The 19,565-nt window shown below is 72.8% G+C and carries 20 protein-coding genes, 1 pseudogene and 1 riboswitch; of the genes and pseudogenes, 6 read left to right on the plus strand and 15 right to left on the minus strand.

Translation table 11 applies throughout. From position 1 onward, the window contains the following. Positions 1 to 171: 171 nt before the first annotated feature. A pseudogene (locus tag MMSR116_RS32470) lies at positions 172 to 624 on the minus strand (histidine-type phosphatase); the annotation flags it as partial. A 419-nt stretch (positions 625 to 1,043) separates the two neighbouring features. On the opposite strand from MMSR116_RS32470, the gene MMSR116_RS05340 reads away from it, so the two are divergent. Continuing rightward, on the plus strand, positions 1,044 to 2,198 hold the full coding sequence (locus MMSR116_RS05340) for an ATP phosphoribosyltransferase regulatory subunit (RefSeq protein ID WP_010685228.1): 1,155 nt from the start codon (positions 1,044 to 1,046) through the stop codon (positions 2,196 to 2,198). After that, positions 2,195 to 3,178, plus strand: coding sequence for an ATP phosphoribosyltransferase (gene hisG, locus MMSR116_RS05345; protein WP_010685229.1), 984 nt, complete (start codon positions 2,195 to 2,197; stop codon positions 3,176 to 3,178). The genes MMSR116_RS05340 and hisG overlap by 4 nt, the downstream gene beginning before the upstream one ends. 388 nt (positions 3,179 to 3,566) lie before the next feature. Here hisG and MMSR116_RS05350 read toward each other — a convergent pair whose 3' ends face one another. The 3 genes from MMSR116_RS05350 to MMSR116_RS05360 all read right to left on the minus strand — a co-directional run bounded on the left by MMSR116_RS05350 (position 3,567) and on the right by MMSR116_RS05360 (position 5,604). Then, the gene (locus MMSR116_RS05350) at positions 3,567 to 3,914 is read right to left on the minus strand and encodes a lysozyme inhibitor LprI family protein (RefSeq protein WP_039893870.1); all 348 of its coding nucleotides are present in this window, start codon (positions 3,912 to 3,914) and stop codon (positions 3,567 to 3,569) included. A gap of 83 nt (positions 3,915 to 3,997) precedes the next feature. Beyond that, positions 3,998 to 4,429, minus strand: a complete 432-nt coding sequence (gene hemJ, locus MMSR116_RS05355) for a protoporphyrinogen oxidase HemJ (RefSeq protein ID WP_010685231.1) — start codon at positions 4,427 to 4,429, stop codon at positions 3,998 to 4,000. A gap of 8 nt (positions 4,430 to 4,437) precedes the next feature. Next, positions 4,438 to 5,604 (minus strand): uroporphyrinogen decarboxylase, encoded by a 1,167-nt coding sequence (locus MMSR116_RS05360; RefSeq protein WP_039893950.1) that lies wholly within the window; start codon positions 5,602 to 5,604, stop codon positions 4,438 to 4,440. 499 nt (positions 5,605 to 6,103) lie between these two features. Here MMSR116_RS05360 and MMSR116_RS05365 point away from each other — a divergent pair, with 499 nt between their 5' ends. Beyond that, complete coding sequence (locus MMSR116_RS05365) at positions 6,104 to 6,934, plus strand: pyruvate, water dikinase regulatory protein (RefSeq protein WP_010685233.1); 831 nt, start codon at positions 6,104 to 6,106, stop codon at positions 6,932 to 6,934. 114 nt (positions 6,935 to 7,048) lie between these two features. Here the strand turns inward: MMSR116_RS05365 and crcB are convergent, their stop codons facing one another. The 10 genes from crcB to MMSR116_RS05415 form a co-directional block, all read right to left on the minus strand. Beyond that, positions 7,049 to 7,438 carry a fluoride efflux transporter CrcB gene (gene crcB, locus MMSR116_RS05370; RefSeq protein WP_010685234.1) on the minus strand — a complete coding sequence of 130 codons (390 nt, stop codon included), beginning with the start codon at positions 7,436 to 7,438 and terminating at the stop codon, positions 7,049 to 7,051. An 84-nt stretch (positions 7,439 to 7,522) separates the two neighbouring features. Further along, a riboswitch (Fluoride riboswitch) is annotated at positions 7,523 to 7,594 on the minus strand. A gap of 66 nt (positions 7,595 to 7,660) precedes the next feature. Further along, positions 7,661 to 8,170: a hypothetical protein gene (locus tag MMSR116_RS05375; protein WP_010685235.1), complete on the minus strand. Its 510-nt coding sequence runs from the start codon at positions 8,168 to 8,170 to the stop codon at positions 7,661 to 7,663. Between the two features lie 190 nt (positions 8,171 to 8,360). Continuing rightward, the gene (locus MMSR116_RS05380; RefSeq protein WP_010685236.1) at positions 8,361 to 8,795 is read right to left on the minus strand and encodes an EF-hand domain-containing protein; all 435 of its coding nucleotides are present in this window, start codon (positions 8,793 to 8,795) and stop codon (positions 8,361 to 8,363) included. A 116-nt stretch (positions 8,796 to 8,911) separates the two neighbouring features. Beyond that, on the minus strand, positions 8,912 to 10,195 hold the full coding sequence (locus MMSR116_RS05385) for a BatD family protein (protein WP_010685237.1): 1,284 nt from the start codon (positions 10,193 to 10,195) through the stop codon (positions 8,912 to 8,914). A 212-nt stretch (positions 10,196 to 10,407) separates the two neighbouring features. After that, positions 10,408 to 11,328 (minus strand): tetratricopeptide repeat protein, encoded by a 921-nt coding sequence (locus MMSR116_RS05390; RefSeq protein WP_010685238.1) that lies wholly within the window; start codon positions 11,326 to 11,328, stop codon positions 10,408 to 10,410. 13 nt (positions 11,329 to 11,341) lie between these two features. Then, positions 11,342 to 12,271, minus strand: coding sequence for a VWA domain-containing protein (locus MMSR116_RS05395; protein WP_010685239.1), 930 nt, complete (start codon positions 12,269 to 12,271; stop codon positions 11,342 to 11,344). A 322-nt stretch (positions 12,272 to 12,593) separates the two neighbouring features. After that, entirely contained in the window at positions 12,594 to 13,631 is a 1,038-nt protein-coding gene (locus MMSR116_RS05400; RefSeq protein ID WP_010685240.1) for a VWA domain-containing protein, read from the minus strand. Then, complete coding sequence (locus MMSR116_RS05405; protein ID WP_010685241.1) at positions 13,628 to 14,095, minus strand: DUF4381 family protein; 468 nt, start codon at positions 14,093 to 14,095, stop codon at positions 13,628 to 13,630. Before MMSR116_RS05405 ends, MMSR116_RS05400 begins: the two co-directional genes overlap by 4 nt. A gap of 69 nt (positions 14,096 to 14,164) precedes the next feature. Next, a complete protein-coding gene (locus MMSR116_RS05410; RefSeq protein WP_039893956.1) occupies positions 14,165 to 15,034 on the minus strand; it encodes a DUF58 domain-containing protein in 870 nt (289 codons plus the stop codon). Positions 15,035 to 15,129: 95 nt separating this feature from the next. Beyond that, entirely contained in the window at positions 15,130 to 16,131 is a 1,002-nt protein-coding gene (locus tag MMSR116_RS05415; protein WP_010685243.1) for an AAA family ATPase, read from the minus strand. 295 nt (positions 16,132 to 16,426) lie between these two features. On the opposite strand from MMSR116_RS05415, the gene MMSR116_RS05420 reads away from it, so the two are divergent. Next, entirely contained in the window at positions 16,427 to 17,137 is a 711-nt protein-coding gene (locus tag MMSR116_RS05420; RefSeq protein WP_010685244.1) for an MgtC/SapB family protein, read from the plus strand. A gap of 91 nt (positions 17,138 to 17,228) precedes the next feature. Next, on the plus strand, positions 17,229 to 17,915 hold the full coding sequence (locus MMSR116_RS05425) for an SDR family oxidoreductase (RefSeq protein WP_010685245.1): 687 nt from the start codon (positions 17,229 to 17,231) through the stop codon (positions 17,913 to 17,915). A 13-nt stretch (positions 17,916 to 17,928) separates the two neighbouring features. Here the strand turns inward: MMSR116_RS05425 and MMSR116_RS05430 are convergent, their stop codons facing one another. Beyond that, positions 17,929 to 18,261 carry a hypothetical protein gene (locus MMSR116_RS05430; RefSeq protein WP_010685246.1) on the minus strand — a complete coding sequence of 111 codons (333 nt, stop codon included), beginning with the start codon at positions 18,259 to 18,261 and terminating at the stop codon, positions 17,929 to 17,931. A gap of 329 nt (positions 18,262 to 18,590) precedes the next feature. Here MMSR116_RS05430 and MMSR116_RS05435 point away from each other — a divergent pair, with 329 nt between their 5' ends. Continuing rightward, on the plus strand, positions 18,591 to 19,436 hold the full coding sequence (locus MMSR116_RS05435) for a C40 family peptidase (protein WP_010685247.1): 846 nt from the start codon (positions 18,591 to 18,593) through the stop codon (positions 19,434 to 19,436). The last annotated feature ends 129 nt before the right edge of the window (positions 19,437 to 19,565 follow it).

Raw genomic sequence — 19,565 nt, forward strand, 5'->3', positions numbered from 1 at the left:
CGCCGCGACGGCCTTGTCGGCAGGCTTGTCGGTCACGGCGGTCCCGCCCGCCGTCCGGCGCTGGATCGCCGCCAGGGCCTCGGCCGGATCGAGGGGGCAGACCCGCCCGCTGTCGAAGACCGGGTCGAGTGCGCCCGCCGGTCCGTGACGCGCCACGAGGCCGCAATCCGGCGCGAGAGCGTCGGCCAGGATCTGGCCGCTGCGCAGGGTGCGACTCGCCGATCCGTCCGCCCAGACCTGGACGGCGCTCACCGCCGGGCAGCCGGTCTCCGGGAGCAGCTCTGCCCGGGCATAGACGGTCCGCAGATAGGCCCCCATCCGGGACAGCGCCTCGGCGCCGTGCCGTGTGAGCTCGCCCGGCTCCGCCGGGAAGGCCGGCCAGGGCCGACCTGTCACCTTGTCCAGCGCGGCCGGCGAGGCGGTCGGCGCGGGCACCCCGTGGCGCGTGACCAGCACCACCCGGTCCAGCTTGAGCTCGGCCCCGGTGGAGGCCGGTGCGCCGAGGAGGAGGGTCAGCCCGGCGCCGAGCCCGGCATGGCGCAGGCGGCCGAAGGCTCCAAGAACCCGCCGAGATATCACGGTCTTTGCCCCTGTCTTCGCCGGATGCGTGAGCCGCGGGATCATGGATCAAGCGGGAGGGCGGGCGCAACCGCTCGTATTTTTGCTCCTTATTTCGACATGAAGTATCGCTCGATATTCATTTTCGAGATATATGAATTACGAAATTTCAGATCAGGGCGCCCTTGACGGACGGATCCTGCAGCGTTGGATTTCAAATCGGAATCCTGATCTTCAGCGACGGGCCCGATTGAAGCTGGCCGGCGGCTCCCACCGGCATCCCACACCACGGCGCGGTCGATGAGCACATCGCTTTCTTCCCGCGCGCGGGGCGAGGCAGCGGCGCGAATATTGTTCGGGACGAGCCGCCGGCCGCATTCCCCTGCGCCCTGTCGCCGAGCCCTGTCGCTGAGCCCTGTCGCCAAGCCGGGTCGCGGTTGCTACAGAGCGCCCGCGAGGTGGATCGCCCCGCGAGGTGGATTGCGATGACACGACCGGAGCCGGGCGAGACGGGGGCGGGGGATTCGGCGCGCGCGCGTCTCTCCGCGCATCTGGCGGCGGCGGGCTACCGGCCGGTCACGCCGCCGGTGCTGCAGCCGCTGGAGCCGTTCCTCGAGCTGTCGGGCGAGGATATCCGCCGTCGGATCTTCGTCACCCAGGACACGGGCGGGGCCGAACTGTGCCTGCGGCCCGAATTCACCATTCCCGTCTGCCGCCTGCACCGGGCGGAGGCCGACGGGCAGGCGGCCGATTACAGCTATTGCGGCCCGGTCTTCCGGCTGGCCGCCGACGAGCCCGACGAGTTCTTCCAGGCCGGGATCGAATCAATCGGGCGGACCGATACGCCGGCGGCCGACGCCGAGGTGCTGGGCCTCGCCCTGGAGGGGCTCGCGCTGTTCGGCCGGACCGACCCGGCGGTGCGGCTCGGCGACATGGGCCTGACCGTGGCGCTCCTCGACGGGCTCGCGGTCCCGCCCGCGGCCAAGCGGCGGACGCTCCGGGCGCTGGCGGCCGGGCGCTCGCTCGACGCCGTGACCAACGGCGCCGAGGGCTCGCGTCCCGAGGATCCCCATGCGGGCCTGCTGGCGGCGATCCAGGGCCAGGACCCACGGGGCGTGCGCGCCTTCGTGGAGGACGTGCTGGCAATCGCCGGGATCTCGGCGGTGGGCGGCCGCAGCGCCGGCGAGATCGCCGAGCGCTTCCTCGCCAAGGCCTCCGCGCAGGCCCATGGCGGGGCCGGGCTCAACGCCGAGAACCGCGCGCTCCTCGACCGCTACCGGGCGATCGGCGGCCATCCGGACGCCGCTGCCCGCGACCTGCGGGCGCTGGTCGCCGACGCGAACATCCGCCACGACGCCCTGGCGGCCGCCCTCGACCTGTTCGAGGAGCGCATCGGCTTCATCGCGGCCCGCGGCCTGCCGATCGAGCGGTTCCGCTTCCAGGGCGGCTTCGCCCGCAACCTCGACTACTACACCGGCTTCATCTTCGAGGTGACCGAGCGGGATGCCTCGGGCGAGGGTCCGACCCTGGTCGGCGGCGGCCGCTACGACGGCCTGCTCGGCCATCTCGGCAGCCCGGTGCCGCTGCCCGCGGTGGGCTGCACCTTCTGGATCGCGCGCGTGGCGGGAGCCGGCCGATGAGTTCTTCCGAGGGCGCCCTGATCCTCGCCGTCCCGTCCAAGGGCCGCCTGCAGGAGAATGCCAGCGCGTTCTTCGGCCGGGCCGGGCTGAAGCTCGCTCAAGGCGCGGGCGCCCGCGACTACCGGGGCAAGCTGCTCGGCGTGCCCGACGTCGAGGTGCGCTACCTCTCGGCCTCCGAGATCGCCGCGCAGCTCGCCTCGGGCGCTGCCCATCTCGGCGTCACCGGCGAGGACCTGATCCGCGAGACCCTGCCGGACGTGCGCGGCCAGGTCGAGCTGCTGACGCCGCTCGGCTTCGGCAACGCCACCGTGGTGGTGGCCGTGCCCCAGGCCTGGATCGACGTGCGCGACATGTCCGACCTCGACGAGGTGGCGGCCGGGATGCGGACCCGCCACGGCCGGCGCCTGCGGGTCGCCACCAAGTACGTGAACCTGACCCGCCGGTTCTTCGCCGAGAAGGGCGTCGCCGATTACCGGATCGTCGAGAGCCTGGGCGCCACCGAGGGGGCGCCGGCCGCGGGCTCGGCCGAGATCGTGGTCGACATCACCACCACGGGGGCGACGCTCTCGGCCAACGCCCTGAAGGTGCTGGACGACGGCATCATCCTGCGCTCGGAGGCGAACCTCGTCGCCTCGCTGAAGGCCCCCTGGGGCGAGGGCCAGCGGGCCGCGCTCCGCACCGTGCTCGGCCGCATCGCCGCCGAGGAGCGCGCCCGCACCACCCGGGAGGTGCGCGCCGCCCTGCCGCAGAGCGGTACGATCGACCTCGCCACCCTGGCGGGCCTGCACGAGGCCGAACTGCCCTACGGCGCACCGCGCGGGGCCGAGGGCGAGATCGTGCTGCGCTGCAGGGAGGCCGCGGTGTTCGACCTCGCCGGCGCCCTGGTCGAGGCCGGGGCGCGGGCCGTGACGGTGCGGCGGGTGGATTATGCCTTCGCGGCCGAGAATCCGCTGGCGGAGCGGCTGCTGGCGCGGTTGTGATACCGTTTTCGGTGGATCAGATCGGTTCCGCCGTCTTTGCGAGCGGAGCGAAGCAATCCAGCCGGCACCACGTTCCCTGAGGTACCGCAGCCCTGGGTTGCTTCGCTGCGCTCGCAAAGCCGGAGTGGGCTGCACCGACCGACGCGTTCAACCGGAAACGGTATGAGCGCCCGGTTCATCGGCCGATCCGGTGCCGGACAGCGGGAAGACTCACCAGCCGGAGCGTATATCTCGCGCGTGGGTGACACGGTGACAATCTGCCTGCCGCAGCACCGTCGTCCTTGCGGATGACGGGAGCGCCATGCGGGGTTCCGGCAGGCCCCGCCCCACAGCATCAGGAGGCCTCGGCCTCCTTTCGCGTTTTCGGGACCCGGGTCGGAAGTCGGCTCTACTGCGGCCCCTGCTTGGCGAATTCCGCCAGGACCCCGCGCAGCACCTTGAGCCGGGCGTCGTAGGCGGCCGTCAGGCAGGCGACGTCGCCGCCGCAGGCCTGCCGCTCCTTCAGCCACGCCTCCTGGTCGTCGCGCAGCTTGGCCTGGCCGCCCATCGGCAGCACGCTCTTCAGGATCTCGAACCGGGTCGCCATCTCGACGTCCCGGTCGTTGAGCGGGAGATGCGCGCAGATCGCCGCCTCGTCGGGCGCCGCGGCCTTCGCACACGGGAAGCTGGCAGCCCGGGCGGGGGATGCGCCGGCGAGGGCGGCCAGCGACAGGGCGAGGACGAGCGGCTTCGACATGGCCTCCCAACGGCCCGCCGCCCGAAAGGCTCCGGCCCGTGCGGCGGCAGGGTGCATCGTCCCGGGATCACGGGATCCTAGGATCAGAGGCCCGGCTTGACGATCGCCAGGATGACGATGCCGATCATCAGCAGCGTCGGCACCTCGTTGAGCACCCGGTAGAACCGGTGCCCGCGGGTGTTCCGGTCGGCGGCGAAATCCTTGACCATCCGGGCGAGCCAGCCGTGGATCCCCGACATCGCCAGCACCAGTACGAACTTCGCCTGCAGCCAGGGACTCGCGTAGAAGCCGCTCATCCAGGCGAGCGCCAGCCCGAACGCCCAGGTGGCGATCATGGCGGGGTTCATGATCGCCTTGAGCAGGCGGCGCTCCATCACCTTGAAGGTCGCGGCCTGCGCCTCCGAGCCGGGCGGCAGGCTCGCGTGATAGACGAACAGCCGGGGCAGATAGAGCATCCCGGCCATCCAGGCGATCAGGCTGATGACGTGAAGGGCCTTGATCCAGTCGTACAGCACGCCCGGCCTCAGCCCTGCCCGCGCAGCCGCGCGAGCATCCGCTCCACATGGGCGACCGGCGTCTGTGGCGTGATCCCGTGGCCGAGGTTGAAGATGTGCGGCAGGCCGGCGGTCGCCGCCAGCACCGCGTCCACCGCGGCGTCGAGGGCCGCGCCGCCCGCGATCAGCGTGTCGGGATGCAGGTTCCCCTGCGTCACCGTCGTGGCTGGCACCGTCTGCCGCAGGGCCTTCAGGTCCACGCCCCAGTCGACGCCGACGGCGTCGGCGCCGGTCTCCGGGACGACCCGGGCATGGCCGTCGAGGCCCGAGCCGCGGGCGAACACGATGATCTTGGCTCCCGGCACCCGGGCACGGACCCCCGCCACCATCCGGGCGATCGGCTGCAGCGACCAGCGGGTGAGGGCGTCCGCCGCGGACGCGGCCGGCAGGGCGCTCTCGGCCACGTCGCCCACGGGCTCGACGCCGCCGCCGGAGGCCGGCACGGCGCGGGGGAGGGTGCCGGCGTGGGACTCGAAGATCTGCACCGCGTCGGCGCCGGCCTCGAGCTGGCGCACGAGGTACTCGGTCTGCACGGCGACGAGGCGGTCGATCAGGGTGTCGACCAGGGCGGTGTCGCCCTCGGCGAGCGCCCGCGCGGGGGCGAGGTCCGGCGTGCCGCGGCCGCCGATCATGTAGCTCGCCACCGTCCAGGGGGCGCCGCAGAAGCCGAGCAGCGTGGTCTCGCCCGGCAATTCCGCGCGCAGCCGCGTCACCGTCTCGAAGACCGGCGCGAGATGGGTCATCACCGCCGGGTCGCCGGCCTCGCGCAGGCGCGCGAACGCGTCCCGGCCGTCGAGCGGGTCGAGCCGGGGCCCCTCGCCCTCCACGAAGCGCACGTCCTGGCCGAGCGCGTGGGGGACGACCAGGATGTCGGAGAACAGGATCGCCGCGTCGAAGCCGAAGCGCCGGATCGGCTGGAGCGTCACCTCGACGGCGAAATCCGGGCTGTAGCAGAGGTCGAGGAACGAGCCGGCCTCCGCCCGGGTCGCCCGGTATTCCGGCAGGTAGCGCCCGGCCTGGCGCATCATCCAGGCGGGGGGCGGCCCGATCGCCTCGCCCTCGAGGACCCGCAGCACCTTGCGCTCGGACGTCGTCCCCGACGTCGTCTGCCCGGGCTCGCGCTCCGTCCCCGTCATGGTCGCTCCCATCCCGTATCCCTCACCCCGCATGCCCGTCGGCGGGCGTCCTGTCGAGTCGAGGCGCGCCGATCCCCACACAGGCCCCTTCGAAAAGATAAGAGAGACTCTTGGAGTCTGTTTTTTCTCTTGGAGGGCCGAATCTCGGGGGCACAAAAGCGTCCACAGGCGGTCCCCGGCGCCGCGCCGTTAACGGGGCTTTAAAGGATTTCCTCCAACTTGCGAGAACCGGATGGTCCGACAGCAGCTTGGCAACGCTGAGTCGTGTACGGGCGCCGGATTCGCGGCCGATTCGTCCAGAGAGCCGGATTCCGCCTGTCCCGATCATCTGCCTGTGAACGGCGGAGTCGATAGCGCGCATCGGGATCGCGCTGGACCGGCCCGGCGGGGCATCCTATCCACACTCATCGACTCCCCTGGCGGCCGGCGGTGGACAACGTGGGCGCCGCGCGAGGCGACCGCACAGTCGGCCGAGAGGTCGACCGCAGAGGCGATCGGAATGGGCCGCAGCTACTTCCACCTCCACCTCGTCTCCGACTCCACCGGCGAGACGCTGATCAATGTCGGGCGCGCGGCCGCCGCCCAGTACGAGGGCGTGTCGGCGATCGAGCACGTCTACCCGCTGGTGCGCTCGGCCGCGCAGCTCGACCGGGTGATCTCGGAGATCCGGGCCGCGCCGGGCCTCGTCCTGTACACGCTGGTGGGGGGCGACCTCGGCGAGCGGCTGGAGGAGGTCGCCCGGGAGACCGGTTCGCCCTGCCTGTCGGTGCTGCGGCCGGTCCACGACCTGTTGCGCGCCTATCTGGGCGCCGAGACCACGGCGCGGCCCGGCGCCCAGCACATGCTGAACGCCGAGTACTTCAAGCGCATCGACGCGATGAACTTCACGCTGGCCCACGACGACGGCAACCTGCCGGACGATCTGGAGGAGGCCGACGTGATCCTGCTCGGCGTCAGCCGGACGTCGAAGACGCCGACCTCAATCTATCTCGCCAACCGGGGCCTCAAGACCACCAACCTGCCGCTGGTGCCGGGCATGCCGCTGCCACCGGCGATCGAGCGGGCGCGCAAGCCCCTCGTGGTCGGCCTGTTCGCCTCGCCGGAGCGCATCGTGCAGATCCGGCAGAACCGGCTGTCGAGCCTCAACGCCGACGAATCGTCCCTCTACGTCGACCGCTCGGCGGTGGCGGACGAGATCACCGCCTCCCGCCGGCTGTTCGTCAAGAACCGCTGGCCGACGATCGACGTGACCCGCCGCTCCATCGAGGAGACGGCAGCGGCGATCGTCGATCTCTACCGGGACCACCGCCTGAAGTTCATCGCGGATTGAAACCGGGTTCCCAAAGGGCAAGCTCTTTGGCGGGGTTCAGGGGCGGAGCCCCTGAATGACCAGGGCTCCGCCCTGGCCCCGCGGAAGGTCTCGACCTTTCGAAACCAGGACTTCTCAGCCCCCGCTCAGGACCGCCCGGACCAGGGCGAGGCCGGCCACCAGCCCGATCAGCCCGGCCCCCACCGAGGCCACCACGTAGAGCGCGGCCGCCGCCGTCTCGCCCCGATGGTACAGGCTGACCGCGTCGAGCGAGAAGGTCGAGAAGGTGGTGAAGCCGCCGAGCACCCCGGTGGTCAGGAGCAGCCGGGCCGGATGTCCGGCCGCGCCCCGCAGGGCGAATCCCTCGGCCAGCACGCCCATCAGGAACGAGCCCAGCACGTTGATGATCAGCGTGGCCAGCGGGAAGCCGAGGCCCGGCAGGAGCCGGGCCACCGCGACGTTGACCCCGTGGCGGGCTCCGCCGCCGAGCCCGGCCCCGAGGATGACGATGAGGGTGTTGATCATGCCTGCCCTTCCTGTTCGGTCGGGCGGCCCCGTCACGTCGCGGCTTCGGCGCACGGCCCCACCGCGGACGGCGAGAGGCGCGCCCGTGCGGTAGGAGCCATCAGCCCGGCGCGGGAGGCCGGGCGGTTGTCGGGGAGCTCCATCCCCATCGCGGACAGGCTTAGCGCAGGAGACCGGGCAGGGGAATCCGGTTTTCCGGGCCCCGCACGCCGCCCCGCCGCGTCAGCGCGCGTAGGCGAAGTGGCTGCGCTGCTCGATCTGGGCGGCGTAGAAATCCTCGACGACCTCGCGGACCACCTCGGCCAGCTCGTCGCCCCGGTGCTCGTCGAGCTGGATGTCGCTGCCGACGGTCCGGCCGACGGAGCAGCTCGCGGCGCCGGGCACGAGGCGCTCGTTGTAGCGCTGGTTCAGGCCCGAGACCGAGATGTAGTTGCTGCCGCCGAGTTCGGGCCCGTACTTGATCTTGATCTTCTGCTCCGAGTCGGTGCCGCGCAGCTGCGCGCAGAGACTGATGAAGTTGTCCTGATCAATCTTGGCCTCGAGGCCGGTGATGCTGCCGTGGACGTTGTCCTCCTCGTTGAGGACCTCGGCCATGAGGTTCAGGACGCCCACGACCGGCTCCAGCGCCCGCGCGCCGTCCGCCAGAAGCTTCATGCGGAAGTCGTTGCTGCGGGCATCGGCCTCCTGCAGCCGCGCGCGGAACCTGTCCTTGATCTCGTTCGCGCGTGCCATCGCGCTCCTCCCTGGTGGTTCGGCCCGATGCTTTGGCTCGGACACTGGGAGACTACGAAGACAATTCAGATGATGCAAGATCGTGCAAAATATTGATGCTTGCTCAGATCTTGAGCCGTTGCACAGGAATAATACTTGCTCACGAACTGTGCAGCGGCGGATCGATCGTGCCGGGTGCGCTGCGGTGCGCTTACTTGAGGAGCTGCAGCAGGCTCCGTCCGGCCGGGGTCTTGAGCTCCTTGGCGTCGAGGGTGCCGTCGTTGTCGGGATCGGCCGCCTTGAAGCGCTGCTCGACCAGCGCAAGGTATTCCTTGCGGTCGAGGGTACCGTCGGCATCCGTGTCGGCGGCCTTCAGCTCCTTCTTGCTGACGCGGCCCTTCAGCTCCTTGGCGTCGACGGTACCGTCTTTGTCTTTCTCGGCGCCGTCGAAGACCTTTCCGGCCGCGGCCTGCGCCTCGGCCAGATCGATCGAGCCGTCGTGGTCGGTGTCGACCATCTTCAGCGTGCGCTCGGTGCCGGCGGACCGGGCGAGAGCCGGGGCGGAGAGCGCGGCCGGCAGGACGAGGATGGCGAGGGTCGCTGCGAGCGTCGCGGCGCGGGCGGGGCGGTGCAGGGTCGCGGGCATGGACTGGAACCTCCGGTGGCGATCAGCGCCGGCAGCCCAAGCCGTCACGGCTCCGGCCGTTCCCGAAGGCGCCTTCACAAGGCGACGATCAGAAGCCGGCCATCACGGGCCGACGTTCAGCGGGCCGGACCATCCAGCGGCATCAGCCGGTCCGGACCGGCCGCGGCGGCGACCGTCTCGGGACGCGACAGGGCGCGGGCGAGGGCCGGCAGGTCCGGCGCCGCCGCGCCCGCGGCTCCGAAGACCGACCGGTCGAGGGCCGCGAAGGCTGCCGCGAGGTCGGGCCGCGCCCGCCAGATCCGGGCGAGGTCCGGCGCCTCCCGCATCGCCCCGTCGAGCGCCGCGCGGAACCCGGCCGGATCGCCGGCCTGGGCCGCCGCGTGGAGCGCCCGGCGGGCCGGAGCCGACAGGCGCAAGGCGGGCCGGCCGAGGCCGAAGCCGATCAGCGCCAGCCCCAGCCCGAAGGCGGCGAGCGCCGCGGCGGCGACCACGAGGGGCGAGGGGATCGATGGCGGCGCCCGGTCGGTCTCGCGGTCGGGCAGGCCGCCGCCGATCTGACGGGCCGGGATCTCGGTCTCGCGCAGGGTGCGGGTGCTGGTGTCGAACCACGGGATCGCGATGGCGTCGAGGGGGATGATCTCCGGGACGCCGGGCTTCACGTCCCATTGGTAGGTGGCGCGGGCCACGGGACCCGAGGGCGTCAGCAGGGTCTCGCGGGTGACGGGCCCCGCGAAGGTGATGATGCCGCGGGTGCGCATCACCGGCCGGGGCGGCAGGCCCTCGGCGATCATGCCCTGGGCCTCCAGGGTGACGATCCGCCGGGTGGTCTCGCCGACCTTGATGGTCTCGGGATCGGGGCTCCAGGAATCGGTGATGGCGACGTCCTTGGCCGGCAGCCACCAGGGCTCCTTGGCGTCGGGGCCGCCCGTGGGGTCGGTCCATTGCGCGACCGGGAAGGGGATCGGCTTCGAGCGGACCTCGACGATGCGCCGCTCGCCGACATCGTTGATCGTCAGCTTGTGGGTGAAGGGCTCGATGGTGAACTGACCGGCATGGTGCGGGAAGATCGCCACGGTGCGGTCGAACGCGATGGCGCTCTGGCCGTCGGGGAGCTTCGCCTTGCTCCAGTGGTCCCGGCCGAGCTGCGTCCACGAGAAGTTGGCGAGCGAGGGCTGCACCACCTCCTCCAGCAGGATCGGCTGCTTGTAGACCCCGTGGATCTTCAGCAGCACCATCTCGCGGGGGAAGGGCGCGCTGTTGCCATTCAGCTCCGCGGTGACCGTGAGGGTGAGGTCGCCCGGCTCGATCTCGGCCTGGGCGGGGAGGGGGGCGAGGACGAGGAACAGGGCGAGGCGCCACGCGTGCGTCCCCCTCCGCTGCGCGAGGGCTCCGATAATCACGCGTCGTCGGCCGCCGGGCTCTCTCCTCCCCTGGCGATCCCGGGCTTGCCCGGGATCGCTCGAGCTTGCGGGGAGGGGTTGGAGGTGGGGGTGGTGCAGACGGCACCGCTGCGCTCGATCCTGGGCCACCCCCACCCCTGACCCCTCCCCGCAAGGGGGAGGGGATGGGCGCATCTCGGCAAGGGTACGCCGACTCGATACCCCGAAAAACATCACCACGGGTTGCTCCCGGCGGGAATCGCGGTGCCGGCCTCGACCCGGCGGGTCTGCTCGGCGCGCAGGCGCAGCTTGAGGTACCGGCCCGGATCGTCCGGCAGGGTCTGGAGCCAGAGCCGGTCCGGGCGGATCTCGTGCGCCTCGAAGCTCTTGGTCACCCGGCGGACCTCGCGCTCGGGCGCCTCGGCCACCATGGCGGAGCCGCCGCCGGTCCGGCCGCGGCCGGCCGCGTCGCCCGCGGAGCCGCGGGCCTGGCCCTTGCCGGCGTCGATCGACTGCTGCTCGGCCTTGCCGCGGCGGGCGACCTTGCTGTTGCCCGGCAGTGAGGCGCTGGCGTTCGACTCCTTGTTGCCGGCGAGCCCCTCGCCGCTGGAGGCGGCGTTGATGTCGTTGTTCTGGTCCTGGTTGGCGGTGTTGTTGTAGCGGGCGCCGTACTGGGCAGTGCCGTTGGCGATGCCGCCGCCGGGACCGCGGTCGATCACCTCGGCCCGCATCCGGGCGATGAGCGAGCGGTTGGCCTGGGCGTCGGCGTCGCGGGGGTTGAAGCGCAGGGCCTCGTCGTAGGCGGCCAGCGCCCCGTCGAGGTCCCCGGCCCTGGCGAGCGCGTTGCCGAGGTTGTAGCTCGCGCGGCGGCCGCCGGCGCGGAACAGCGCGATCGCCGCGTCGTAGCGGCCGGCCTCGTAGAGCGCGGCGGCGCGCCAGGCCGGGTCGATGAAGACGTCGGCCGCGAGGCCCGGCAGGCCGAGACCCATGAGCAGGCGCCCGAAGCCGGTGCGGGGCTGCGAGACGGCGAGCAGCGCCAGGAGGCCGACGCCGGCGAGCGCCAGGCCGGCGATGCGGGCGCGGCGCCGCCAGCGCGGCGGCAGGCCGGCCCGGAGCGGGACGGCGAAGCCCGTATCGGGAAGGGTCAGCCGCATCACGCGCTCCTCATCAGGCGCTCCTGCGGAACAGGATCAGGGCCGGCAGGGCGGCCAGCAGCAGCAGCCAGCGCCCGAGATCCGCGTAGGCCAGCACCCCGTAGCCGCCGGCCGCGAGGTGCTGCGCGAGACCGGCGCCGACCGCGTCGAGCACCGGGCCCGGGGTCGCGATGTCGGCGACCGTGCCGCCGCCGGCCCGTGCGAGGGCGTCGAGGGCGGTCCGGTCAGGCTTCGGCGCGCCGGGCGGGAGCGGCTTGTCGGCGGGGACGAACAGCGCCTGGAGGCGCCAGCCCTGCTGGGCGATGGCCCGCGCCTCGCGGGTGGCGGCCTCGCCGATGCCGTCGCCGTCGCTGATCAGCACCACGTCGGCCGCCACCACGTTGGCCTCCGCCAGCGTGCGGCGGGCGAGCGCGAGACCCCGCTCGGGATGCGTGCCGCGGTCCGGCACCGTGTCGGCGTCGAGGGCGAACAGGGTGGTGCCGAGGCTGTCGCGGTCGGTGGTGGGGGAGGCGGCGAGATAGGCGTCGCCCGCGTAGACCACGAGCGACACGGCCCGGGTGCCGGCGGCCTCGGCGACCGCGGCGGCGGCCTGCCGGACGCCCAGGAGGTTGCCGCCCTCCGTGACCGAGCGGGAGAGATCGACGACGATCACGGTCTCGTCGAGGTTGCGGTAGGTCCGCCCGTCCGCCCGTTCGACGGCCGGACCGGTCAGCGCGACGGCGATCAGCCCGGCCGCCAGCGCGGCGGCGAGGTTCGCCTGCCGGCGGCCGCCGAGCACCGCGCCGGCGCGGGCGAGATGGGCCATCAGCGCCGGGTCCACCGCCCGGGCCCAGTCGCCCAGCGGCGCCGAGCGCGAGGCGGCGCGGAGCGCCAGCAGGACGACGACCGGGACCGCCAGGAACCACCAGGGGCGCAGCAGCGCGAAGGTCTCGAGGAGGCTCATCGGATGGATCCGCAGAGCGGGCGCGCCTTCCCTCCCCCCTCTGCGGGGGAGGGTGGCCCTCGCGTCAGCGAGGGTCGGGAGAGGGGAACCCGGCTTCCGGAAAGGGCACGGCCTTTATGCAGCACAAAGCCTTGTCCTCCACCGTCGCGCTGCCTCTCTTGCGGGACTACGTCCCGGCCCGACGTCCTTCGGGGGCCACCCTCCCCCGCAGAGGGGGGCGGGAGCAGCGCTCGGCTTCGGTCGTCGCCCCTATCGATCAGGCGCCACATCGCCGCCGCGGGTATCGATGCGTGATCGACCAAGACTGCGGACGACAGATTCATCACGCCCCCCTCCGGCTCGCGAGCAGCGCCGCGGCGGCCAGCAGCGCCAGGGCGGCCGGCCAGGGCCAGAGGTCCCGGCGCAGGGGCAGGGGCGGGGCGAGCGCCCGGCCGCCCTCCAGCCGGTCGATGGCGTCGGCGACCCGCACCAGATCCTCGGTGGTGCGCACCCGGAACGCCTCGCCGCCGCTGGCCTGCGCCATGTCGCGCAGCGTCTCGGTGTCGACCACGTCCTGCTCGCCGTCGGCGTCGGCCATGTCGCGGGGGCCCAGCGCGATGGTGTAGACCTTGATGCCCAGCGACTTGGCGAGTTCGGCCACGTCCTTGGGCGCCGTCTGGCCGGCATTGTTGGCCCCGTCCGAGAGCAGGACCACGGCTTTCGCGGCCTTCTCGCCGGCCCCGCTGCCCGACGCCGCGCCACCCTCCGCATCCCGGGGATCCAGACGGCGCAGGGCCAGCCCGAGGCCGTCGCCGATCCCGGTGGAGCGGCCGCTGATGCCGATCGTCGCCTCGTCGAGGGCGCGGGCGACCGCGGCGGTGTCGAAGCTCGGCGCGGCCGCCACGTAGGCTTGGTCGGCGAAGATCACGAGGCCGATCCGGTCGCCGGCCCGGCGCCGGATGAAGTCGGTGCCGACGCGCTTCACGGCGGCGAGGCGGGTCACGGTCTCGCCGTCGAGGGCGAAGTCGCGCCGCTCCATGGAGCCCGACAGGTCCATGGCGATCATGATCTCGCGGCCGGACGCCGGCAGCGCGGCCGCCGGCATGACGAGGCGCGGACCGCTCAGCGCCGCCACGAGGGCGGCCCAGAGCGTCCAGGTGAGCAGGGCCCTGCGCCGTCCCCGGGCGGTGCGGTCGGCGCCGGAGCGCGCCGCGCCCACCAGGGTGCCGGGCACGCGCAGGGCGCCGCTGCCGCCCTCCGGCTCGGCCGGGATCAGGCGGGCGGCCAGCAGCGGCAGGGGCAAGGCCAGCAGCGCCCACGGCGCGGCGAGGTCGAAGGCCGACAGGAGCGCGCTGAGCCACGCGGGCAGATGCGCGCTCATGCCCGCAGCCGTCCGATCAGGCGGCCGAGCTCGGCGTCCAGGGCGTCGAGGTCGGGATCCTGACGCCGGTACAGCCCGTCGGTCAGGACCCGGCCGGCACCGCGCGTGAAGAAGTCGGTCCTGAGCAGGCCGTCGAGGCGGGCAGCCCAGTCGGCGCCCGTGGCCCCGGCATCGTCGCCGAGCGTCCGGCCGAGGCGGCGCAGCAACCGGGCCTGGGCCACGAGGCGCGCCTCCGGAGGGAGGCCGCGGCTCCGGGCGAGTTCGGCGAGCGCCGCCCGGCGCAGGCTGGCCCGCGCCCGGCTGCGGCCGTACCGCACGAGCCCGACCAGCAGGGCGGCGAGGAAGCCCAGGACGGCCGCCGCGACGACCTCGCCCTGCACGGCGCCCGCGGCGCCGCCGGGCAGGTGCAGGCCCCGGAGCTGCTCGAGGGACAGGGGAATCTCGGCGGGCGTGACGGGAGTCATCGGATCGAGCCGGCGAGTATCCGACCGGCAAGTATCCGACCGGCACGGATCCGACGGGCAGGCCCGGCCTCACAGCACCGCATCGAGGCGCTCCATCAGCGGCGCGTAGGCCTCCGGGCCGGTCTCGACGTCGAGGCGCACGCCCGCGATGCCCCGGCGGGCGTAGTCGGCGAGCCGCGCCTCGGCGGAATCCCCCGCTGCTCCGGCCGCGGTCGGCAGCGCGGTCCCGCGGCGGCCATCCGCGAGGGCGAAGGGATAGAAGCCCGGCGGCCGGGTCCGCTCGAAGGCGTCGCTCACCAGGATCAGCCGGATGGCGATCCGCTCGGCCAGCAGCGTCAGGAGCTCGTCGAAGCCCGGGCCGGGATCGTCCAGGGCGCTGGCGATGACGAGGTGGCCGCCGGCGGGCAGCAGGCTGCGGGCGAGGGCGAGCGTCGCCTCGAGCGGCGGCTCCGCGCCGGTCGGCGCGCCGGACCCGGCCCCGAGGGCGTCGGCATGGGCCTGGGCGAGGGCGCCGGTCACCGCGACCATGGCGCGCTCGCCGCCCGCCGGCCGCAGCACGGTCGGCGCGCCCGCCGAGGCCACCGCGAGGCCGACCCGGCCGCCATCGGCGGCGACCCGCCAGCCGAGCAGCGCCAGGGCCTCGGCGGCGGCCACCGAGCGCAGGGTCCGGCGGGTGCCGAACAGCATCGCGGGCCGGAAATCGGCGAGCAGAACCACGGCGCGGTCGCGCTCGTCGTGGTGGGTGCGCACGTGCAGCTGCCCGGTGCGGGCCGTGGCGTTGCGGTCGATGAAGCGGCGGTCGTCGCCCTCGGACCACAGGCGGACATCCTCCGGCTCAGAACCGCGGCCACGGCGCCGCGTGACGATCCCGCCCGGCAGGCCCGCGAGCGTCCGGGTCGCGGGGGCCGAGCCCCGCCGGGCGAGGTGGCGCAGGCCCATCAGCGCCTCGCCCGAGAGGTGGATGCCGGTCTCCCGGTCGCCGTTCGCTGCCGGGAGAGGAAGATCGCGCCGCGCGCGCCCGAGCCCGAACACCGTCAGAGCGCCCGCACCCGCTGCACCAGCTCGCCGACGAGGCCGCGCGCCGTCTTGCCCTCGGCGGCGGCCCGCCATGTCAGGCCGATCCGGTGGGACAGGGCGTCCCGGGCCAGGTCGGTGACGTCCTCGGGCGTGACGTGGTCCCGGCCCCGCAGCCAGGCCCGGGCCTTGCCGGCCATCATCAGCGCCAGGGTCCCGCGCGGGGAGGCCGGATGCTCGATCATGGCGCGCAGGTCCGGGGCGGCCGCGTCGGTGCGGGTCGCCGCCACGAGCCGGACGAGGTAGTCCTTGAGGGCCGGCGACACGTAGGTGGCGAGCGCCGCCTCCCGGGCGGCGCGCACGTCCGCCAGCGACAACCGCATGGTCATCGCGTCGACGTGGTGGGTGATTTCGCCCTCCACGAGGTCGAGGATCGCCCGCTCGGTGGTCTCGTCGGGCATGTCGACCACGACGTGCAGGAGGAAGCGGTCGAGCTGCGCCTCGGGCAGGGGGAAGGTGCCAGCATGCTCGATCGGGTTCTGGGTCGCCACGACCATGAACGGATCGGACAGGCGGTGGGTCGTCCCCGAGACCGTCACCTGCCCCTCGGCCATGGATTCGAGCAGCGCCGACTGCACCTTCGGGGGCGCGCGGTTGACCTCGTCCACCAGCACGAGGGCGTGGAACAGGGGGCCGGGCAGGAACTCGAAGGTGCCGCTATCCTGCCGCCAGACGGTGGTGCCGGTGAGGTCGGCCGGCATCAGGTCCGGGGTGCACTGGATGCGCGCGAAGGAGCCGTCGAGGCCGTCGGCGAGCCGCTTGACCGCGCGGGTCTTGGCCAGACCCGGTGCGCCCTCGATCAGCAGGTGGCCGCCGGTCAGGAGCCCGATCAGCAGGCGCTCGACCAGGCCGGCGCTGCCGATCAGGCCGCGCTCCAGCCCCTCGCGCAGCGCCATGACGCGGCCGTGCAGGGCCTGATCCGGGACGATTTCGGGCCGGCGTTCGGCGAGGCCGTCGCTCATGCGAGGACAAGTCCTGCGCGAAGGGGTTCTGCGCAAAGGGGTTCTGCGCGAAGGGGTTCTGCGCGAAGGGGTTCTGAGCGAAGAGATCCTGCGCGGACCGCGTCCGCCGCTCGGGCCATGTGCTGCATCCTGCACGTCTCCTCGGCCGGGTCCCGAATTCTTAAGGGATCCTCAGGCTCTTGCCGGTGTGCCCGCTGCCCGGTGCGGCCGTCAATCCCGCGCCGGACGCCCTTTCGCGCCTGTGCCGGGCCATGGTGTCACGGTTTCGTCACCGCACCGCTTTCTAGAACCGACGATGACCAGCTACGCCGCCCTCCCCGAAGAAGCGAAATCCGCGCTCGGCCTGCTCGTGGCCTTCGTGCTCGGCACGATCATCGGGGCCGAGCGCCAGTACCGGCAGCGCACCGCGGGCCTGCGCACCGCGGTCCTCGTCGCGGTGGGCGCCAGCGCCTTCGTGGATCTCGGCATGCGGCTCACCGGCCCGGACGGCGGTGTCCGCACGGTCGCCTACGTGATCTCCGGCATCGGCTTCCTCGGCGCCGGCGTGATCATGAAGGAGGGGATGAACGTCCGCGGCCTCAACACCGCCGCGACCCTGTGGTGCTCGGCCGCCGTCGGCGCGTTCTGTGGCGCCGACCTGCCGCTGGAAGCCCTGTTCGTGATGATCACGGTGCTCGCCTGCAACACGGCGCTGCGGCCGCTGGTGAACGCCATCAACCGCGCGCCGATCCGCGAATCCGCCACCGAGGCGACCTACGAGGTCCAGGTGACCACGGCGCCGGGGGAGGCCGGCCCGGCGCAAGACCTGCTGGTGGAACGCCTGGAGGCGGCCAATTACCCGGTGAGCAACGTCGAGGTGGAGGAGCGCGGCGAGAATGCGGTCGACGTCGTGGCGACGTTGACGGCGAGCGCCGTGAAGGCGGAGGAACTCGACGCCGTGACCAACGACCTCGCCCGCCTGCCGGGCATCCGCCACGCCACGTGGTCGGTCCAGACTGCCGACTGACTTTCCGGGATTGCCTTTCTCGAAGTGGGCCCGCGGTGAGGAAACCTCTGAAGGCGGCCGGACCTTACCGTGCCGAATCCGGAGATCCACCATGACCCAGTCTCAGAAGAGCGCGCTGATCGTCGGAGCCTCGCGCGGCCTCGGGCTCGGACTCGTCGAGTCCTTTCTGGAGCGCGGCTGGCGCGTCACCGCGACCCAGCGCACGCCGTCCGCCGACCTCGCCCGCCGCGCCGCGAAAACCCTGCGGGTCGAGACCGTCGACATCGACGAGGAGGCGAGCGTCGCCGCCCTGCACGACCGTCTGGCCGCGGAGCATTTCGACCTGATCTTCGTGGTGGCGGGCGTCGCCACCCAGGCCCACGACCCGCTGCACGCGGTGCCCCGGGCTGTCGCCGCGCAGGTCTATCTCACGAACGCGGTCAGCCCGATCCGCTTCGCGGAAGCCTTTCTGGATCGTCTCGCTCCCGGCGGCAGCGTCGCCCTGATGAGTTCGATCCTCGGCAGCGTCAGCCTGAACGACACGGGCGGCTGGGAGACCTACCGAGCCAGCAAGGCGGCGCTCAACAGCCTGGCCCGCAGTTTCGAGAGTCGCCATCGGGCCGAGAATCTTTCCGTCCTGATCCTGCATCCGGGCTGGGTGCGCACCGAGATGGGCGGAGCGGAGGCCGATATCGACGTGGCCACCAGCGTCAGGGGCTTGGCCGAGGTGATCGCGGCCCGGCTCGGCGAGCCGGGCGCGCATTACCTCGACTACCGGGGCGAGACGCTGCCCTGGTAGGGGCCGGATCGCCTCAGCGACGGGGATCGAGGGGACGGCCGCGGCGCTCGATCACCACGGTCGGGCGGGTGCGACGCTCGACCACCACCGTGCGGGGTGCCCGGCTCGGGCTCGCATGGGTCAGGATCCGCTCCGGCGTGCGCTCCGGCTTGGCCTTCTTGGCAGCCAGGACGTGCGGGCGGACCTCGTCGGCGGCCAAGCCCATCAGGCCCGCGGCGATCTCTACCTGCTGCTCGACGTCGTCGGCGAGATCCTGCGCGGCGGCCACCGCCTCGTTCACCGTCGGCGGCTCGCGGCGCACCCGGATCGGCGGCAGGTCGGCGAAGCTCTTCTGCGTCTTCTTCACGGGGCGACTCGCGGTCTTCATAGGACAGACATAGCGCCTTCCGGGCCGGTTGTGCAGTGCATCAAAAACGCGTGTCCGCCGTTCCCGGCACATGCCTGAGGGGTGATGGGGCCATTCCTGGCACTCCGATGGGCAGCCTGATGGCGGCGATGTCGAGCACACGAACACGCCTTGGGCAGATTCCTTCCCGGATCGCCGCGCCTGCGGCATAATGGCACGGTCCGGCCGCCGCAAGGGGAGGGGCTGCTGCGGACGGTCTGACCGGAGACGCCCGGGACCGCATCTGCGGGAAGCGGACAGGCTTAAGATCCGGCGTGTAGGATCGGCCCATGACCGAGCCGCTCGATCCCCGCCTGACCCCGGCCCGTCCCGAGGTCGCCGACATCCGCCTGCGCGGCCAGGTCGCGGCCGCGCGCTTCGTCGCCGCCACGCCGCGTCGGGTCATGGCACCGGCGGCTCCCCTGCACCGCGCTCCTTCGCCGGAAGCCGGGCTCGACACCGAGGCGCTCCTCGGGGACGCGGTCGCGCTCTACGACGAGGCCGACGGCTTCGCGTTCGTGCAACTCGTCCGCGACGGCTATGTCGGCTACGTGCCCGCCGCCTGCCTCGGCCCGGCGGAGCCGGAGCCGACGCATCGGGTCACGGCGCTGCGCACCTTCCTGTATCCCGAGCCGGACCTGAAGCGGCCGGTCCGCGCGCATCTGAGCCTCGGGGCGCGTCTGGTCGTGACCGGCCAGTCTGGATCGTACCTGGAGACGCCGGGCGGCTACGTCTTCGCCGCCCACTGCGCGCCCGTGGCGCATCGCGAGCCGGATCACGTCGCCACGGCCGCGCGGCTGATCGGAACGCCCTACCTGTGGGGCGGGCGCACCAGCCTCGGTCTCGACTGCTCGGGTCTCGTGCAGCTCTGTCTCGATGCCGCCGGCCTGCCCTGCCCGCGCGACGCCGACATGCAGGAGCGCGACCTCGGGCGGCCGCTGCCCCTCGACCTCTCCGGCCTGCGCCGGGGCGATCTCGTGTTCTGGCGCGGCCATGTCGGGCTGATGCGCGATCCCGAGACGCTGATCCATGCCAACGGACACCACATGGCGGTGGCGGCGGAGCCGCTGGCCGGGGCGGTCGCCCGGATCGAGGCCAACAGTTTCGGCGCGGTGACCGGCATAAGGCGCCTCTGAGCCGGCACCTTTCGAGGAAGAGGGTCCAAGTTCCGCGGCAAACGTGCTACAGAGCCGTCCCGCTTCCCTCTTCCTGCCCGGTTCGTGGGCCAGTCCTGTTGACAGGACAGCCTCACCCTCGCCACATCC

Source organism: Methylobacterium mesophilicum SR1.6/6 (genome assembly GCF_000364445.2).
In the GTDB taxonomy this organism is placed as follows: Bacteria; Pseudomonadota; Alphaproteobacteria; order Rhizobiales; family Beijerinckiaceae; genus Methylobacterium; species Methylobacterium mesophilicum_A.

Bases quoted from the DNA above. Each gene is read 5' to 3' on its own strand.
- MMSR116_RS05400 (WP_010685240.1), bottom strand. From the start codon at position 13,631: ATGAGCGCGCATCTGCCCGCGTGGCTCAGCGCGCTCCTGTCGGCCTTC.
- hisG (WP_010685229.1), top strand. From the start codon at position 2,195: ATGAGTTCTTCCGAGGGCGCCCTGATCCTCGCCGTCCCGTCCAAGGGC.
- MMSR116_RS05420 (WP_010685244.1), top strand. From the start codon at position 16,427: ATGACCAGCTACGCCGCCCTCCCCGAAGAAGCGAAATCCGCGCTCGGC.
- MMSR116_RS05375 (WP_010685235.1), bottom strand. From the start codon at position 8,170: ATGGCACGCGCGAACGAGATCAAGGACAGGTTCCGCGCGCGGCTGCAG.
- MMSR116_RS05365 (WP_010685233.1), top strand. From the start codon at position 6,104: ATGGGCCGCAGCTACTTCCACCTCCACCTCGTCTCCGACTCCACCGGC.
- MMSR116_RS05390 (WP_010685238.1), bottom strand. From the start codon at position 11,328: ATGCGGCTGACCCTTCCCGATACGGGCTTCGCCGTCCCGCTCCGGGCC.
- MMSR116_RS05380 (WP_010685236.1), bottom strand. From the start codon at position 8,795: ATGCCCGCGACCCTGCACCGCCCCGCCCGCGCCGCGACGCTCGCAGCG.
- MMSR116_RS05405 (WP_010685241.1), bottom strand. From the start codon at position 14,095: ATGACTCCCGTCACGCCCGCCGAGATTCCCCTGTCCCTCGAGCAGCTC.
- MMSR116_RS05415 (WP_010685243.1), bottom strand. From the start codon at position 16,131: ATGAGCGACGGCCTCGCCGAACGCCGGCCCGAAATCGTCCCGGATCAG.
- MMSR116_RS05340 (WP_010685228.1), top strand. From the start codon at position 1,044: ATGACACGACCGGAGCCGGGCGAGACGGGGGCGGGGGATTCGGCGCGC.
- MMSR116_RS05410 (WP_039893956.1), bottom strand. From the start codon at position 15,034: ATGGGCCTGCGCCACCTCGCCCGGCGGGGCTCGGCCCCCGCGACCCGG.
- crcB (WP_010685234.1), bottom strand. From the start codon at position 7,438: ATGATCAACACCCTCATCGTCATCCTCGGGGCCGGGCTCGGCGGCGGA.
- MMSR116_RS05395 (WP_010685239.1), bottom strand. From the start codon at position 12,271: ATGAGCCTCCTCGAGACCTTCGCGCTGCTGCGCCCCTGGTGGTTCCTG.
- MMSR116_RS05425 (WP_010685245.1), top strand. From the start codon at position 17,229: ATGACCCAGTCTCAGAAGAGCGCGCTGATCGTCGGAGCCTCGCGCGGC.
- MMSR116_RS05435 (WP_010685247.1), top strand. From the start codon at position 18,591: ATGACCGAGCCGCTCGATCCCCGCCTGACCCCGGCCCGTCCCGAGGTC.
- MMSR116_RS05350 (WP_039893870.1), bottom strand. From the start codon at position 3,914: ATGTCGAAGCCGCTCGTCCTCGCCCTGTCGCTGGCCGCCCTCGCCGGC.
- MMSR116_RS05360 (WP_039893950.1), bottom strand. From the start codon at position 5,604: ATGACGGGGACGGAGCGCGAGCCCGGGCAGACGACGTCGGGGACGACG.